The following is a 15,709-nucleotide window of genomic DNA, read 5'->3' on the forward strand; positions in this document are numbered from 1 at the left end:
GGTGTGGGCGCGGCTGCGGCGGTCGCCGCGGGGGTGGTGGGTCACGGCGGGCTGGGCGGGGCTCGCGCTGTTCGGGGCGGCCACCGCGGCCGACTCGCGGCTGCCGCTGAGCTGCGCGGCGACCGCCGACCCGGGCTGCCTCGCGCGGGAGCGGGCGGGCGGCGTCCCCTGGACGCACTCCGCGCACGCGGTCAGCAGCAGCCTCGCCGTCACCGGGGCGCTGGTCGCCATGGTGCTGCTCACGGTCGCCGCCCGCCGCCGCACCGCCCCGTGGCCCGCGCTCGCACGCACCGGGCCGGTTCTCGTCCTCCTCGAACTGGCCGCCACCGGCTGGACGCTGGCGTCCGTCGCCGCGTTCGAGGCCGACCGGGGGACGTGGGGCCTCGGGATCGGCCAGCGGCTGCAGGTGCTGTTCATCGCGGTGTGGCTGGTGGTGCTCGCGTGGTCGGTGGCGGCTCGCGCATCCGCGGAGGCACGGCGGGAGTGACGTTCGTACGGGTCGGGGGAGTGCCGCACCACGTCGAGGTGACGGGCAGCGGGCCGGTGTGCGTGCTCGGCGCCGGGCTCGGGCTCGGCTGGTTCGACTGGGACCCGGTGGTGCCGCTGCTGGCCCCGCACCGGACCGTGGTCCGCTTCGACCGGCCGGGCCTCGGACTCAGCGGCCACGCGCGCGCGGTGCCCGCCGTGCGGGGCGAGGCGGAGCGGATCCTGCGGGTCCTGGCCGCGGCGGGGCTCGGCGGGGCGCGGGTGACGGTGGTGGGGCACTCGCTCGCCGGGTTCCACGCGGAGGCGTTCGCGCGGCTGTACCCGGAGCGTACCGAGGGGCTCGTCCTGGTCGACTCCAGCGTGGAGGAACGCCCGCGCACGTTCCTGCCGCGCGGGGTGCGGGTGGCAGCCACGCGCGCGTGCGGGACGGTGCTCTGCGCGGCGGGGCTGCCGCGGGCGACGGGGCCGACGCTGCGACGGCTGGCGGCGCCGACGCCCTGGGCGTGGCTGTACGGGAGCAGCAGGGTGTGGCGGGCGGCGCTCATGGAGTACGCGACGTACGGCGACGCGGCACGTGAACTCGCCGCGCTCCGGCGCCGCCTGCCGCTGCCGCAGGGGGCCCCGGTGACGGTGCTCGCCGCGTACGCGGGCGGCTCGCGACAGTGGCTGGACCGCCAGCGGAGGCTGGCCCGCGACCTCGGCGCGACGTTCCGCGTGGCGGAGCCGTCGGGCCACCTCGCCATGCGCGACCGCCCCGCGGACGTGGCGGAGGCGGTACTGGCGGGGCGCCGGAACATCACCTGACGACGGCACCCGAACCTGACGACGGCACCCGCCGCACACTGTCCCGGATGACGATGTGCGTGCCGAGGACATGGCGTTCCTGGCCCGTGCGGGGGGAGCCGGAGAGCGCGCGGCGGACCGCCGTGCGGCCCATTTCCTCGGCGGGGATGTGGACCGTCGTCAGGCCGGGGGTGATGTCACCGGCCACCGGGTCGTCGTTGTAGCCGACCACCGACATGTCCTCCGGGACCCGCAGCCCGTACTCCCGCAGCGCGATGATCGCCGCCGCCGCGGCCCGGTCGTCGCCCGCGAAGACCGCCGTGAAGTCGGGCCTGCCGTCCGCCTCGGCGAGCAGCTCGCGCATCGCCTGGTAGCCGTGGTTCTGCCCGAAGCCGGTGCCGTGCAGGACGGCCTCGCCGCGCGGCACCCCGTGGTCGTCGAGCGCCCGGAGGTAGCCCGCGAGGCGGTCCTCGCCGGTCGTGTTGCCCGGCTCGTAGCCGAGCAGGGCGATCCTGCGGTGTCCGGCGCCGAGCAGGTGACTGGTCACCGCGTGGGCGCCCGCCTCGTTGTCGTACTCGACGACCAGCGCGGGCACGTCGGGCGTCGGCGCGGGGCGCCCGCACAGCACGAGGCGGGAGCCTGCCGCCGCGAGCGCCTCGGCGTAGCGCGCCATCCGCTGCCGGTACTCGTCGTCCTGGATGACACCGCCCACCAGCATCACGGCCTCGGCGGCCTGTTCGCGCATCATCTGGACCAGGGCCAGCTCGCGGGCCGGGTCGCTGCCCGTGGACGCGACCAGGGTGAGGCGGCCGCGCTGTGCGGCCTCCATCTCGACGCCCTGCGCGACCTGCGCGTAGAACGCCCCCACCACGTCGAACATGAGCACCGCGATGGTCTTGCGGCCCGCCCCGGCCAGCGCGCGCGCGTGCGCGTTGGCGACGTAGTCCAGGTCCTTGACCGCCCGCAGCACCTTGGCGCGCGACGCCGTGGACGTCGGGTAGTTGCCCGCGAGGACCCGCGAGACGGTCGCTACCGAGACGCCCGCGCGCGCGGCCACCTCGCGGATGGTGACCCGCTCACCCACTGTGTCTCCCTCACCTTGCCATCGGCCGGCCCCAGGCCGGTGGCCAACCCGTCTGCTCCGGGGCGGAGTTGCCCCCACGGCGCTCCGCCCCGGACCATCATCCCGTGCCCCGCTCCCGGGTCAGTGCGCGGCCTCGTACTCCTTCAGGAATTCCTCCGCGGCGCGCTTGCCGCCCTGCGACAGCCACTTCTGGTGGATGCCGTCCCAGTCGGAGAGCTTCTTGCGGCCGGAGACGACCGCCGTCACGCCGTCCTCGATGATCTGCTGCATCGTGGCGCCCTGCCGGTTGAACGTCTCCGACATCAGGCCCCAGTGGTCGTCGGGCACGAGGAGCGGGACGACCTTCTTCTCCCAGGCGTGCAGCCGCTCGGTGAGGTCGGGGAAGCCGGGGAAGTACAGCGGCTGCGGGGCGTCCATGAGGTAGGGGAAGGGCAGGTTGGTCTTGGAGTCGATCAGGCCGGTCTCCGTGGCGACCGGGTCGCCGTCCTTGTTGTACTTGAAGTGGGTGCCCTCGACGCCGTAGTGCATCAGCTCGTACTCCTTCGAACCGAAGGGCGAGGCCAGCCAGTTGAGTACGCGCAGCATCAGCTCGATGCGGTCCTTGGAGGCCTTCTTGATGACGGTGTAGCCGAAACAGCCGCGGTTCTGCTGGTAGACGGGCGTGACGCCGTCGACCCGGTACGGCTCGGCGACGTCGAGGGTGAACTCCTCCTTGATCCCCTGGGCGTTGGAGATGACGGCGCCCCAGCCGTCGGTCATCGAGCGGACGGTCCCGTTGTAGAACTGGGTCTTCAGGTCGACCTGGGAGATCGACGTGGCGTCGGGGTTGTACGAACCGGCGCTGCGCATCTTCGCCATGTACTCCAGGGCCGCCTTGAACGCGTCGGTCCCGTACATGTCGGTGGCCTTGCCGCCCTTGATCTGCCACTGGTTGGGCGCGCCGTGCCACATCGCGTGGTACAGGTACCCGTAGAAGCCCACGGTGGAGGCGCCGAGGGCGAACTTCTTGCCCTGCGAGGCTTCCGCGGCCATCTTCTGGAAGTCGGGCGCGGACATGCCCGGCCGGTATCCGGCCGCGTCGAACGCCTCGCGGTTGATGAACATCGCGCCCTGCACCTTGGCCCGCTCGATCGGCAGTCCGTAGATGCGCCCGGCGATGCGCCCCATGCCCTCCCAGGCGTACGTGGGGATGTTGGCGAGGTTGGGGTAGTCCTTGACCGCGTCGCCGGACAGGTGGTCGCTCAGGTCCGCGCACCGCGACTTCACGAACTGCGACTCCCTCGGGAGCACATAGCCGCCACCGAAGTTGATCATGTCGGGCAGGTCGTCGCCCGACATGAGCGTCGACATCTTGGCGCGGAAGTCCGCGTCGGGCACGACGGTGAACTCGACCTCGACGCCCAGCGCCTCGTTGACGGCCTGCCAGTACTCGTTCCGCCCGACCGGCTTCGGCGGGGTGCCGTACGTGATCGTCATGACCTTGATCTTCTGCTTGCCGGTGCCGGGCTTCTCGGCCATCGCCCGGACCAGCTTCTCGGGGTACTTCGTGTACCCGGGCTGCACGCCCTCGGCGGTCGGCGCGAGGTCGGGGGTGGGGCCCTTCGCCGGGCTGTACGTCGGCCAGGGCACCACCTTCTTGCCCGCGTTGGAGACGTTGCCGCCGCCGCTCGAATCGGTCGAGCAGGCGGTGAGGACGGCCGGGGCGGCCAGGGCGGCGCCCCCGACGGCCATGGAGCGGAGCAGGGTGCGGCGCGACATCGAGGAACCGGACACGTGAAGGAGCCCTTCTGGACGACGAGTTGAGGTATCAGCTCTTGATGGCGCCGGTGAGCACGCCCTTGGTGAAGTACTTCTGGAGGAAGGGGTAGACGAGCAGGATCGGCACGGTGGCGATCACCAGGACGGCCATCTGGGTCGTCTGCGGGGCGGAGACCATGCCGGCCTCGCTCAGACCGGTGTCGGCGATCTGCGAGCCGCCGATGACGTACGTACGCAGCACCTGCGACAGCGGCCAGTGGCCGGACTCCATGTAGATGGAGGCATGGAACCAGGCGTTCCAGTAGCTCACGGCGTAGAAGAGGGAGACCACGGCGAGCGCCGCCTTGGACAGCGGCAGCACGACCCGCCACAGGATCTGCCAGTCACCGGCGCCGTCCAGCCTGGCCGCCTCGTACAACTCCTCGGGTATCCCCTGGAAGAAGCCGCGCAGCACGATCAGATTGAAGACGTTGATGAGGACGGGGGCGACGAGCGCGGCATACGTGTCCATCATCCCCATGCCCTTGACCAGCAGGAACGCGGGGATCATGCCGGGCGGGAAGAGGAACGTGAAGAGGATGAGCAGCAGCACGGGCTTGCCGCCGAAGACGCCGGGGCGGGCCAGGGCGTACGCGAGGAAGGTGGTGCACGCGAGGGAGAAGAGCGTGCCCACGACCGTGAGGCCGACGCTCACGCCGAGCGCCTTGGTGACGATGCCGCCGCTGAGGATGGTCCGGTAGGCGCGCAGGGTCGGATCGCTCGGCCACAGCACCCAGCCGCCGTTGTCGACGACCTCGCGGTTGGAGGCGAGCGAGGTCGAGACGATGACGAGGAACGGGATCAGCACGAGCCCGAGGACGACCGCCACCGCCACCGCCTTGGCGGCCTTGGTCGCGAACCGCGGCTTCTCCATCCAGGCGGGCCTGGTGACTTGACCGGTACTCACTTGTAGACCCCCTGCTCGCCGAGTCGGTGGGCGATCCGGTTGGCGGTGAAGACGAGCGCCGCGCCGACGACGCCCTTGAACAGGCCCGCGGCCGCCGCGTAGCCGGTGTCGCCGCCGACGATGCCCTGCCAGAAGACGAAGGTGTCGAGCACCTCGCCGACCTCCGGCCCCACGGACTGCCGCTGCAGCAGCATCTGTTCGAAGCCGACGGAGAGGATGTCGCCGAGCCGCATGATCAGCAGCAGGATGATGATGGGGCGGATGCTGGGCAGGGTGACGTGCCAGAAGCGCCGCCAGGGCCCGGCCCCGTCGATCGCCGAGGCCTCGTACAACTGCTCGTCGACCTGCATCAGCGCGGCGAGGAAGATGATCGTCCCCCACCCGGCGTCCTTCCAGATCACCTCGATGACGACGAGCGGCTGGTACGCGTCCGGGTTGCCGATGATGTCGACGGTGTGCAGCCCGGAGTCGCTCAGGAAGGTGTTCAAAAGACCGGTTTCGCTGAGCACTTGCTGGAAGAGCGCCACGACGACGACCCACGACAGGAAGTGCGGCAGATAGATCACGGACTGCGTGAACCGGCGCAGCAGGTCCGAGGTCAGGCTGTGCAGCAGCAGGGCCAGGGCGAGCGGCGCCGGGAAGAAGAAGACGAGCTGCAGCACGGCGATGAACAGGGTGTTCCACGTCGCGTGCCAGAAGTCCGGATCACCGAACATCCGCGAGAAGTTCTCCGTGCCCACCCAGGGGCTGGCCCACAGGCCGTCGAACGGAACGTACTCCTTGAAGGCCACCGCGTTGGCGACGAAGGCGCCGTAGTGGAAGACCAGGAAGTACACGAGCCCCGGCACCATGAGTAGCACCAGGACACGTGTGCGCTGAAACCGTTTCCACAGCTCACCACGCCCTGATTTTCCCCTACTTGACCCGCTTTTGCGGCTGCCGGGCGGCTTCACCGCCTCGGTTTCCGCCCGTTCCTTCGTCACCGTCGGCACGGCAACCCCTCCGTCGTCGGAATAAGGTGCCCGGAATCTAAAGCGGTTACTTCGCTCGGTCAACCCCCCTCGCCTCGCGCTCTCTTGACCGCTCTCCCGGATTGGTCCTAGCCTCCAGGCGCTGGTTGGTAACCGGTTACTACGAGGGACGGTCACGCGTGGCAGATCAGGCAGAGCGAGCGGATCGGCGAGAGCGGAGCGGTGAAGGACCGCCGGTCGCGGCCCTGGCCATGGGAACCGAGGTCGCGGACCGCGTGTTCGCGCCGGACCTGCGCGAACGGCTCGCCCGCAGCGTGGAGTTGGCGCCGCTGCTGCTGTCCGGGCCGCTCACCACACCCGAGGCCCGAGCGGTCCTGGCCGACACGGAAATCCTGGTCACGGGCTGGGAGTGCCCGCCGCTGACCCCGGAGATCCTGGCCGCCGCGCCCCGGCTGCGCGCGGTCGTCCACGCGGCGGGCTCCGTCAAGCCGATGGTCACCGACGCGGTCTGGGACCGGGGCGTCGTCGTCTCCTCGGCGGCGGACGCCAACGCGGACCCGGTGGTGGCCTTCACCCTGGCGGCGATCACGTTCGCCGCGAAGGGGGCGCTGTCGACCGCGGCCGGGTACGCGGCCGGGTGGCCCCCCTTCACCGGGCGGACCGGAGCGGACGCCCGCACGATCGGCGTCGTCGGCGCGTCCCGGATCGGGCGACGGGTGATCGCGGCGCTGCGCGCCTCGGACGCGGGCTGCCGGATCCTCCTCACGGACCCCTACGTGGCACCCGAAGAGGCGGCGTCGCTCGGCGTGGAACTCGTGGAACTGCCGGAGCTGTGCGAGCGCAGCAGCATCGTCACGATCCACGCGCCCCAACTCCCGGAGACCCGAGGCCTCTTGAGCGCCGACATGCTGAAGCTCATCCCCGACGGCGGGGTCGTCGTCAACACGGCCCGCGGATCGCTGGTCGACACGGAGGCGCTGGCGCGCGAGTGCGGGGAGGGGCGCCTGGACGCGTTCCTCGACGTCACGGATCCCGAGCCGCTGCCGCCGGACCACGCGCTGCTCCGGCTCCGCAACGTGCTGGTGACCCCGCACATCGCAGGGGCGCAGGGGAGCGAGGTGCGCAGGCTCGGGGAGTACGCGGTCGGCGAGGTCGAGCGCTATGTGTCCGGAGTACCGCTCCGGGGCCACCTGCTGCGTGAGGACCTGCCTCGCCTGGCCTGAACGTCACACAGCGGGACTGTCGGGCGGATTATTCAACAGCCGGAAGGAGGTTGTCCGAGGTACGGAGAAGTGCAGTCGTTAGTCATATGCCCTCGGTAACGTGGGAGCCACCTGCCTTCAAGTAGATAGGTGGTGGCGACCCGCGCCAGTGGGTTCCAAACGATGGCCTCCTTGCCCGAGCAGACGAGCTCTTGTGGTGTAGGACCTACCGCGCAGCGCGATGCGCCCTATCCGGCGCTGAAGGTCGACGCGGCAGGCATCGTGCTGTTCCACAACAAGCAGGCCGCTGCCTTACTGTCGCGGATCGGCGTCGGCGTCGCGCTGAGCGATGTCGCGCCCTCCTGGCTCGTCGAGGCGCATCGGCAGCGGGTCGGCGATGGGGCGGAGGACTCACCGGCCTGGGCGGGCGGCCGGATCGGCGGGCAGCCCGTGAAGGCGCTCGCCGGGCCGGGTGCGGACGGCGCCGTGACCTGGTGGCTGGTCGCCGACGGCGCCCCGGCCGGTGCGGCAAAGGAGTTGGCGCGCGAGCGGTCGAGGTCGGGCCTGCTGCAGGAGCTCTCCTCGGAACTGCTCGCCTCGCTGAACGTCGAGCGCTGCACGGCGGCGGCCGTGCGACAGGCGGCCCGGCATCTGGCGGACGCGGCCGTCATCGTCGGGACGGGTGACCGACGCGGCTTCCCCGTGGCGCGATGCACCACCGACGGGCCCGTGGTGCAGGAGCGGATCGCTCTGGACCCGGCCCAACTGCCCGGTCTGGAGGAGGCGTTGCTGGGGCTGCCCGCGGTGTCGTCCCGCTGGATCGACCCCCAGGAGGTGCCGTCCTGGGTCATGCCCAAGGAGTTCCCGGGCGCCGCCGACATCGGTTCGGTCGTGGTGGTGCCCCTGCCGGGGCACGGTGCGTCCGCCGGATGCCTCGTTCTGCTGCGCGACCGCCGGAAGGCGACGTTCACTCCCGCCGAGGAGTCCTTCGCCCAGCTCTTCGCCGCGCGTGCGGGCGCCGCCCTGTCCGTGGCCCGCAGCCACGCCCGCCAGGCGTACAGCACCGAGGTGCTGACGCGCGGGCTGCTGCCGCCGGTACTCGGGCGGGTGCACGGCATCTGCTTCTCCGGCCGCTACCGGGCCTCGGCGCCGGGCGAGCGCATCGGCGGCGACTTCTTCGACCTGCACCCCGCGGGCACCCCCGACGCCGAGACCGTCGCGGTGCTGGGCGACGTGTGCGGCAAGGGGCTGGAGGCCGCGGTCACGGCCGGCCGGATCCGCAACGCACTGCAGGCGCTGGTTCCGTTCGCCGCCGACCACACCCGCCTGCTGACCCTCCTCAACCGCGCGATGCTGTCCTCGGACGAGACCCCCTTCGTGACACTGGTCCTGGTCAGCGCCGTGCGGCGGGGCGCACGGGTGCGGCTGCGCATCTCCAGCGCGGGCCATCCCACCCCGCTCATCGTGCGCGCCACGGGCGAGGTGGAGGAGGCCAGGACCCGCGGCACGCTGATCGGCGTGTTCGACGACCTCGACTTCAGGACCGCCGAGGTCTTCCTGGAGCCGGGTGAGACCTGCCTGCTGTACTCCGACGGGATCATCGAAGCGCGCGGTGGGCCGCTGGGCGACGTGATGTTCAACGAGGACAGGCTGCGCTCCGTGCTGGCCCAGTGCACCGGGATGCCGGCGGAAGCAGTCACCGAACGCGTGCAGATGATCATCTCCCAGTGGGTGGGGCAGGGCCTGCACGACGACATGGCCGTCCTGGCGATCGGCGCGCCCCGGGACAGCCCGTCGGACGACGGCGGCGACGCCGACAGAGACGACCGGGCCGACAGACATGACCGAGCGGACAACGATGACCGAGCGGACAACGATGACCGATCCGACAGAGGAGACCGAGCCGATGACGATAACCGAACCGATGACGACGACCGGGCAGATGACGACGACTGGGCCGATGACGATGACGATGGCCGAGCTGACGACGGCTGATGGGCCGACGGCGGCGACCGAGCCGACCCGAGGAAGGCGAACCGGGTGAACGCAGGCAAAGACGCTCTCTTCCGGGCCGAACCGAGTGAGCAGTTGTGGCAGGCGCTGTGCGAGGGCGACGAGACCCGCGCCGTCGCCCTGGTGCGCCGCGCACTCGCCGCGGTGGGGCCGGAGCAAGGGGCTGCCACCGGGACCGCGGCCCGTGAACGGACGCGGGCCGCGGGCGAACGGGTCCTGCTCGAACTGATCGCCCCGGCCCAGCAGCGGTTGGGGCTCGCCTGGGCGGCCAACGAGATCACGGTGGCGCAGGAACACGCCGCCACGGTGATCAGTGAGCGGTGTATCGGGGTCGTCGCCGACAGCACCGCGCCCGCGCTCGCCGGTCCGGTCCTGGGGCGGGTCCTGGTGTCGTGCGTCGGCGGCGAGTGGCATGCCCTGCCCGCGCGGCTGGTCAGCGAAGTGCTGCGGCTGCGGGGCTGGCGGGTCGACCATCTCGGGGCGCAGGTCCCCACCGAGCACGTGGTCGCGCACGTACGCCGCACGCGTGCCCAGGCGGTGCTGCTGTCCTCGTCCATCCCGACGCTGCTGCCGGGCGCCCACAACGCGATCAGCTCCTGCCAGGGTGCGGGTGTCCGGGTGCTGGCCGGAGGCGCCGCTTTCGGACCGCAGGGGCGCTACGCCCGGATGATGCGGGCCGAATGGGCCGAGGACGCACGCGGCGCGGCCGCCCTGCTCGGCCGGAGTCCGACGCCGCCCGTGGAGGCGGCCCGCCCGCCCGATCTGGACCTGCCCCATCTGGCCGACCAGGAATACACCATGGTCTGCCGCACCAGACTGCAGTTGGTCAAGCAGGCCCTCGCCGACGTCGAGGAGGGCTTCCCCGAAATGCGCCGGTACAGCGAGTACCAGCGGGAGCGCACCGTCGAGGACATCGACTACGTCGTCGATTACCTCGCCACGGCCCTCTACGTGAACGACCCCGACCTGTTCACGAGGTTCATCGTGTGGACCGCGGACGTCCTGGTGGCCCGTGACGTCCCGCCGTGGTGTCTGCTCCCCGCCCTGGACTCGCTGCTGAACCGGCTCAAGGACTTCCCCCGCGCGGTCGGCATCCTCACCGCCGCCCGCCGCCTCCTCGATCCGCCCCGGTCCGCCCGGTCCACCTGATCACCCACCCGACCGCACGGCGCGCGAGGCAGGACCGGGCCTACGGCCTCGCGCCCCGCGCCTTCAGCATCGTCGACATCAGCGCGATCTCCGACTCCTGCGACTCCACCATGCCCCGCGCCAGCCGCCGCTCCGCGGACACCTCGCACCGCTCCACGCAGCCCTGCGCCATGTGCACCCCACCCTTGTGGTGACGCGTCATCAGCTGCAGGTAGAGGACCTCCGCCTGCTTGCCGCCGAGCTTCCCCAGCCGCTTGAGCTCGGCCCCCGTGGCCATCCCGGGCATCAGCGCGCCGTCCTCGCCCGGCGGCATGTCGCCCATGCCCATCCAGTCCATGGGCGACCCGTCGGGCACCTTCGGGAGCTCCCACAGATCGAGCCAGCCGAGCAGCATCCCGCGCTGGTTGGCCTGCGTCTGGGCGATGTCGTACGCGAGGCGCCGTACGTCCTCGTCCTCGGTGCGGTCCCGCACGATGTACGACATCTCCACCGCCTGCTGATGGTGGACGGCCATGTCGCGGGCGAACCCCGCGTCGGCCGACGAACTCGCGGGCGAGCCGCCCGAGTCGGAGTCCGTGGCGGCCACCGCCGCCGTGATGCCGCCCCCGGCGACGACCGCCGCCACGGCACAGCCGACGATCCAGTTGGTACGCCGCCTCACGCTGATCCCCACCTCACTGTGCCAGCCCGCTCGTGCACGCCGCCCCGGGCTCAGGCGTCTGCTTGCCCTGGACGTACTTGGAGAAGAACTCCTTGACCTTCGGGTCGTCCGCGCCCGTGACCGTCCGCTGGTGTGCCCACGCGGTCAGCATGACGGGGTCCTTCTGGTCCTTCACCGGGCTCATCAACGAGTACGGCGTGGCCTTGACCTTCGCTTCCAGCTTCTTCAGATCGGCCGGCTTCGCCTTGTCGTTGTACGTGACCCAGACGGCGCCGTGCTCCAGGGAGTGCACGGCGTTCATCTCCGGGATCTCCTTCTTGTAGACGTCGCCGTTGCAGTTCATCCACACCTGATTGTGGTCCCCGCCGACGGGCGGCGTCATGGGGTAGTCCACGTTCTTCGTGACGTGCGTACGGCCGAGCTTGCCCCAGACCTTCTCGCCGTCCGCCGAGACCTTGTACTTCGGCCAGCCCTTTCCGTCGCTCTGCGCGTCGGAGTCGTCGGCGGCCTTGTCGAAGAGGAAGAAGCCGCCCACGCCCAGCGCCGCGACGACGAGCGCGCTGACCGTGATCGTCAGGGCCCGGCCCCGGCGGTCACGCGCGCGCTCCGCCCGGCGCATCTCCTCTATCCGGGCCTTGCGGGAAGCGTTGCTCGTGTTCTTGGCGGAACCCATGTTGTGTCCTTCTGCGGAAAGGGACGGACGGGACGACGAACGAGTCCGCTGATCGTAATGGGAGGGAGGGCCCGCACCACAGGGCGTCCGCGCATCGATCCGTGGCAGGGGCAGAAGAATTTGAGCCACAGATGCGCATTACCTACGCTCGACGGCATGCGGCTCATGCGATCCACCGACCTGGCACTGCGCACGCTCATGCGCCTGGCCGTGGTGGGCCGGGAGGCCGCGGCGCCCACGACGCGCGAGGTCGCCGCCGACATGGCGGTGCCCTACACCCATGAGGCGAAGGTCGTCGCCGAGCTCCAGAAGATGGGCCTGCTGGAGGCCCGCCGGGGCAGGGGCGGCGGGCTCGCGCTGACCGAGGCGGGCCGCGGGGCGTCGGTCGGCGCGCTGGTGCGGGCCTTCGAGGGCGCGGGCGACGTGGTGGACTGCGAGGGCGGCACGCCGTGTCCGCTGAACTCGGCATGCCGCCTGCGCGACGCGCTGCGCAGGGCGCAGGAGGCCTTCTACGCCTCGCTGGACCCGCTGACGGTGGCGGACATCGTCGCGAGTCCGACGGGCCCGCTCCTGCTGGGCATCACGACCCGCACCGGCGACTGATCCGGCCCGCCCTCAGCCCTGCGCCAGCCAGAGGTCGGGCCCGAACACCTCGTAGTGGACGTCGGCGGCGGCCACCCCGTGCCCGATCAGCTGGGCGCGTACCGCCCGCATGAAGGGCAGCGGCCCGCACAGGTACGCGCGCGTGCCTGCCGCGATCGCCGTCGGCAGGGCCGCGAGGTCGACGCGCCCCGTGAGCTCCGCGGGGTGGCCCGCGTCCGGCCGCTCGTAGAAGAAGTGGGCCGCGCCGTCCGGGAGTTTGCCGGTGTACGCCTCGTGGTCGGCGCGCAGCGCGTGCTCGGCGGGGGAGCGGTCGGCGTGCACGACGGTGACGGGCGCCCGGTGCCCCGACCCGGCGAGCTGCTCCAGCATGGCGATCATCGGGGTCACGCCGATGCCCGCGGAGGCGAGGAGCAGCGGAACGTCCGCATCCGTGTCGTCGAGGACGAGATCCCCGTACGGGGGAGAGACGCGGAGGACGTCGCCCTCGTGCACACGCGCGTGCAGGTGGTTGGAGACCTCGCCCTCGGGCGCCCCAGCGGCTCCCCGCACCCGCTTCACGCTGATCCGCCGCACCTCGGAACCGGGCCCTTCGGAGAGGCTGTACTGCCGTATCTGCCGCGCCCCGTCCTCGAGTCGGACCTGCACGGACACGTACTGCCCCGCGCGGAAGTCCGGCGCCGGCGCTCCGTCGACGGGCCGCAGCCGGAACGTGGCGACGTCCTCGGTCTCCTCGACGCGCCCGACGACCTGCCACGCGCGCCACGTGTCCTCGCCCGCCGTGACGCCCTGCTCCGCGTAGAGCCGGGCCTCGATGGCGATGAGGGCGTTGGCCATCAGCCAGTAGACCTCGTCCCAGGCGGCGGCGACCTCGGGCGTGATCGCGTCGCCGAGCACCTCGACGATGGCGGCGAACAGGTGGCGGTGCACCGTCTCGTACTGGCCGGGGGCCACACCGAGCGAGGCGTGCTTGTGGGCGATGCGGCCCAGCATCACGTCGGGCCGCTCGTCGGGGTGCTCCACCAGATGCGCGGCGAAGGCCGCGATGGAGCCGGCCAGGGCCTGTCGCTGGGTCCCCGCCGCCTGGTTGCCGCGGTTGAACAGGTCCTTGAGCAGCTCGGGGTGGGCAGTGAAGAGCCGGTCGTAGAAGCGCTCGGTGATGTCACCGATGGCGGCTGCGACGACGGGAAGCGTGGCGCGGACGGTCGCGGCCGACTGATCTGACAGCAACGTGGGCTCCTCAGTGCCGATGAGCAGGGCGAGGTAAGGGGGGATTGCGCCCCCCTTGTCTGTTTCCGGACTCAAATTAGCATCCAAGATGCAAGTTATAGCGGCGGGGGGTCGGACCCGCCGCCGTTACGGCTGAGCCGTGCAGCAGGCACTATGGGCACAGAGCGGCAAGCGGCACGGCTCGGAAACCGCGGCACGGGGCCCGCAACGCGCGCGAAACCAAGGAGTGGGATGCTCGTGTGCCCGGCGCGTCCGGGGCACGGGTGCAGGTGGCCTGACCAGCAAGGATGGGTGGAAGCGGAAGATGAACAAGCAGCAGGAATTCGTGCTCCGTACGTTGGAGGAGCGCGACATCCGGTTCGTGCGCCTGTGGTTCACGGACGTCCTCGGCTTCCTGAAGTCGGTGGCCGTGGCCCCGGCCGAGCTGGAGCAGGCCTTCGACGAGGGCATCGGCTTCGACGGCTCGGCCATCGAGGGCTTCGCCCGGGTGTACGAGTCGGACATGATCGCCAAGCCGGACCCCTCGACCTTCCAGGTGCTGCCCTGGCGCGCGGAGGCCCCCGGCACGGCCCGCATGTTCTGCGACATCCTGATGCCGGACGGCTCCCCGTCCTTCGCGGACCCGCGCTACGTCCTGAAGCGCGCCCTCGCCAAGACCTCCGACCTGGGCTTCACCTTCTACACGCACCCCGAGATCGAGTTCTTCCTGCTGAAGGACAAGCCGCTGGACGGCTCGCGGCCCACCCCCGCGGACAACTCCGGCTACTTCGACCACACCCCGCAGAACGTGGGCATGGACTTCCGCCGCCAGGCCATCACGATGCTGGAGTCCATGGGCATCTCGGTGGAGTTCAGCCACCACGAGGGCGCCCCCGGCCAGCAGGAGATCGACCTCCGCTACGCCGACGCGCTCTCCACGGCCGACAACATCATGACCTTCCGCCTGGTCATGAAGCAGGTCGCGCTGGAGCAGGGGGTGCAGGCCACCTTCATGCCGAAGCCGTTCTCCGAGCACCCCGGCTCGGGCATGCACACCCACCTCTCCCTCTTCGAGGGCGACCGCAACGCCTTCTACGAGTCCGGTGCCGAGTACCAGCTCTCCAAGGTCGGCCGCTCCTTCATCGCGGGCCTGCTGCGGCACGCCGCGGAGATCTCCGCGGTCACCAACCAGTGGGTGAACTCCTACAAGCGCATCTGGGGCGGCTCCGAGCGCACCGCGGGCGCGGGCGGCGAAGCACCCTCGTACATCTGCTGGGGCCACAACAACCGCTCGGCCCTGATCCGCGTCCCGATGTACAAGCCCGGCAAGACGGGCTCCGCGCGCGTCGAGGTCCGCTCGATCGACTCGGGCGCCAACCCCTATCTGACGTACGCGGTGCTGCTCGCCGCCGGACTCAAGGGCATCGAGGAGGGGTACGAGCTCCCGCCGGGCGCCGACGACGACGTGTGGGCGCTGCGCGACGCGGAACGCCGCGCACTCGGCATCGAGCCCCTGCCGCAGAACCTCGGCGAGGCGATCGCCCTCATGGAGAAGTCCGAACTGGTCGCCGAGACGCTCGGCGAGCACGTCTACGACTTCTTCCTCCGCAACAAGAAGCAGGAGTGGGAGGAGTACCGCTCCGAGGTCACGGCCTTCGAGCTCCGCAAGAACCTGCCGGTGCTGTAGGGCCCGTAAGGGGCCCTAGGGGGCGGCGACGATCGAGTCCCGCAGCGGCGTGGTCGCGCGGACCCGGTACTCCTGGATAGCCCAGCCGTTGCCGTCCGGGTCCTTGAAGTACATGAACGTGCCGCCGTCCTGCGGCGCGTGCTGCATCGGCTCGGAGACGTCCAGGCCGCGGGCGACCAGCTCGGCGTGCGCGGCCTTCGCGTCGGCGACGCACAGCTGCAGGCCCTGGTAGGAGCCGGGGGCCGGGGTCGGCCCGTCCATCGTCTCCCAGAGCGTGTCGGCCAGCGCGATGGAACAGCCCGAACCCGGCGGGGTCAGCTGGACGATGCGCATCCCCGGCATGACCTCCGTGTCGATGTCGACATGGAAGCCCAGCTTGTCGCTGTAGAACTCCTTCGCCCGGTCGATGTCGCTGACCGGCAGCGGGATCACTTCGAGTGTGTATTCCATGGCCCGCAGTACACCAGGGAGTTGAGCCCTTGTCAGC

15 protein-coding genes are annotated in these 15,709 nt (G+C 71.1%); 7 read left to right on the top strand and 8 right to left on the bottom strand.

Annotated elements, in window-relative coordinates:
* Together AOK03_RS10325 and AOK03_RS10330 are read left to right on the top strand one after the other, a co-directional pair.
* Positions 1 to 487, top strand: a 487-nt coding sequence (locus AOK03_RS10325; RefSeq protein ID WP_055564881.1) for a DUF998 domain-containing protein, incomplete at its 5' end; no start/stop codon positions are given.
* Positions 484 to 1,290 carry an alpha/beta fold hydrolase gene (locus AOK03_RS10330; protein ID WP_055564903.1) on the top strand — a complete coding sequence of 269 codons (807 nt, stop codon included), beginning with the start codon at positions 484 to 486 and terminating at the stop codon, positions 1,288 to 1,290. The genes AOK03_RS10325 and AOK03_RS10330, both read left to right, overlap by 4 nt.
* On the opposite strand, the gene AOK03_RS10335 is transcribed toward AOK03_RS10330, so the two are convergent.
* The 4 genes from AOK03_RS10335 to AOK03_RS10350 all read right to left on the bottom strand — a co-directional run bounded on the left by AOK03_RS10335 (position 1,283) and on the right by AOK03_RS10350 (position 5,908).
* Entirely contained in the window at positions 1,283 to 2,353 is a 1,071-nt protein-coding gene (locus AOK03_RS10335) for a LacI family DNA-binding transcriptional regulator (RefSeq protein ID WP_055564882.1), read from the bottom strand. The two genes, AOK03_RS10330 and AOK03_RS10335, sit on opposite strands and share 8 nt — an antisense overlap.
* A gap of 120 nt (positions 2,354 to 2,473) precedes the next feature.
* Positions 2,474 to 4,111: a type 2 periplasmic-binding domain-containing protein gene (locus tag AOK03_RS10340; RefSeq protein ID WP_055564883.1), complete on the bottom strand. Its 1,638-nt coding sequence runs from the start codon at positions 4,109 to 4,111 to the stop codon at positions 2,474 to 2,476.
* A 49-nt stretch (positions 4,112 to 4,160) separates the two neighbouring features.
* Complete coding sequence (locus tag AOK03_RS10345) at positions 4,161 to 5,024, bottom strand: carbohydrate ABC transporter permease (protein WP_055564884.1); 864 nt, start codon at positions 5,022 to 5,024, stop codon at positions 4,161 to 4,163.
* A 29-nt stretch (positions 5,025 to 5,053) separates the two neighbouring features.
* On the bottom strand, positions 5,054 to 5,908 hold the full coding sequence (locus AOK03_RS10350; RefSeq protein ID WP_055564885.1) for an ABC transporter permease: 855 nt from the start codon (positions 5,906 to 5,908) through the stop codon (positions 5,054 to 5,056).
* A gap of 371 nt (positions 5,909 to 6,279) precedes the next feature.
* Between AOK03_RS10350 and AOK03_RS10355 the strand changes: the two genes are divergently transcribed.
* The 3 genes from AOK03_RS10355 (at position 6,280) to AOK03_RS10365 (ending at position 10,392) form a co-directional block, all read left to right on the top strand.
* Positions 6,280 to 7,251, top strand: a complete 972-nt coding sequence (locus AOK03_RS10355; protein ID WP_055564886.1) for a hydroxyacid dehydrogenase — start codon at positions 6,280 to 6,282, stop codon at positions 7,249 to 7,251.
* Positions 7,252 to 7,413: 162 nt separating this feature from the next.
* Complete coding sequence (locus AOK03_RS10360; RefSeq protein WP_079074615.1) at positions 7,414 to 9,225, top strand: PP2C family protein-serine/threonine phosphatase; 1,812 nt, start codon at positions 7,414 to 7,416, stop codon at positions 9,223 to 9,225.
* A 45-nt stretch (positions 9,226 to 9,270) separates the two neighbouring features.
* Positions 9,271 to 10,392: a cobalamin B12-binding domain-containing protein gene (locus tag AOK03_RS10365; RefSeq protein ID WP_055564887.1), complete on the top strand. Its 1,122-nt coding sequence runs from the start codon at positions 9,271 to 9,273 to the stop codon at positions 10,390 to 10,392.
* 40 nt (positions 10,393 to 10,432) lie between these two features.
* Here AOK03_RS10365 and AOK03_RS10370 read toward each other — a convergent pair whose 3' ends face one another.
* Both AOK03_RS10370 and AOK03_RS10375 read right to left on the bottom strand, forming a co-directional pair.
* A complete protein-coding gene (locus tag AOK03_RS10370; RefSeq protein WP_055564904.1) occupies positions 10,433 to 11,053 on the bottom strand; it encodes a DUF305 domain-containing protein in 621 nt (206 codons plus the stop codon).
* Positions 11,054 to 11,066: 13 nt separating this feature from the next.
* The gene (locus AOK03_RS10375) at positions 11,067 to 11,726 is read right to left on the bottom strand and encodes a DUF3105 domain-containing protein (RefSeq protein ID WP_055564888.1); all 660 of its coding nucleotides are present in this window, start codon (positions 11,724 to 11,726) and stop codon (positions 11,067 to 11,069) included.
* A 156-nt stretch (positions 11,727 to 11,882) separates the two neighbouring features.
* Between AOK03_RS10375 and AOK03_RS10380 the strand changes: the two genes are divergently transcribed.
* A complete protein-coding gene (locus AOK03_RS10380; RefSeq protein WP_055564889.1) occupies positions 11,883 to 12,329 on the top strand; it encodes an RrF2 family transcriptional regulator in 447 nt (148 codons plus the stop codon).
* Between the two features lie 12 nt (positions 12,330 to 12,341).
* On the opposite strand, the gene AOK03_RS10385 is transcribed toward AOK03_RS10380, so the two are convergent.
* On the bottom strand, positions 12,342 to 13,556 hold the full coding sequence (locus AOK03_RS10385) for a globin domain-containing protein (protein WP_055564890.1): 1,215 nt from the start codon (positions 13,554 to 13,556) through the stop codon (positions 12,342 to 12,344).
* Positions 13,557 to 13,860: 304 nt separating this feature from the next.
* Here AOK03_RS10385 and AOK03_RS10390 point away from each other — a divergent pair, with 304 nt between their 5' ends.
* A complete protein-coding gene (locus AOK03_RS10390) occupies positions 13,861 to 15,222 on the top strand; it encodes a glutamine synthetase family protein (protein WP_055564891.1) in 1,362 nt (453 codons plus the stop codon).
* Between the two features lie 15 nt (positions 15,223 to 15,237).
* Here the strand turns inward: AOK03_RS10390 and AOK03_RS10395 are convergent, their stop codons facing one another.
* The gene (locus AOK03_RS10395) at positions 15,238 to 15,672 is read right to left on the bottom strand and encodes a VOC family protein (protein WP_055564892.1); all 435 of its coding nucleotides are present in this window, start codon (positions 15,670 to 15,672) and stop codon (positions 15,238 to 15,240) included.
* Positions 15,673 to 15,709 lie beyond the last annotated feature (37 nt).

It is taken from the genome of Streptomyces atriruber, from assembly GCF_001418325.1.
Classification (GTDB): domain Bacteria; phylum Actinomycetota; class Actinomycetes; order Streptomycetales; family Streptomycetaceae; genus Streptomyces; species Streptomyces atriruber.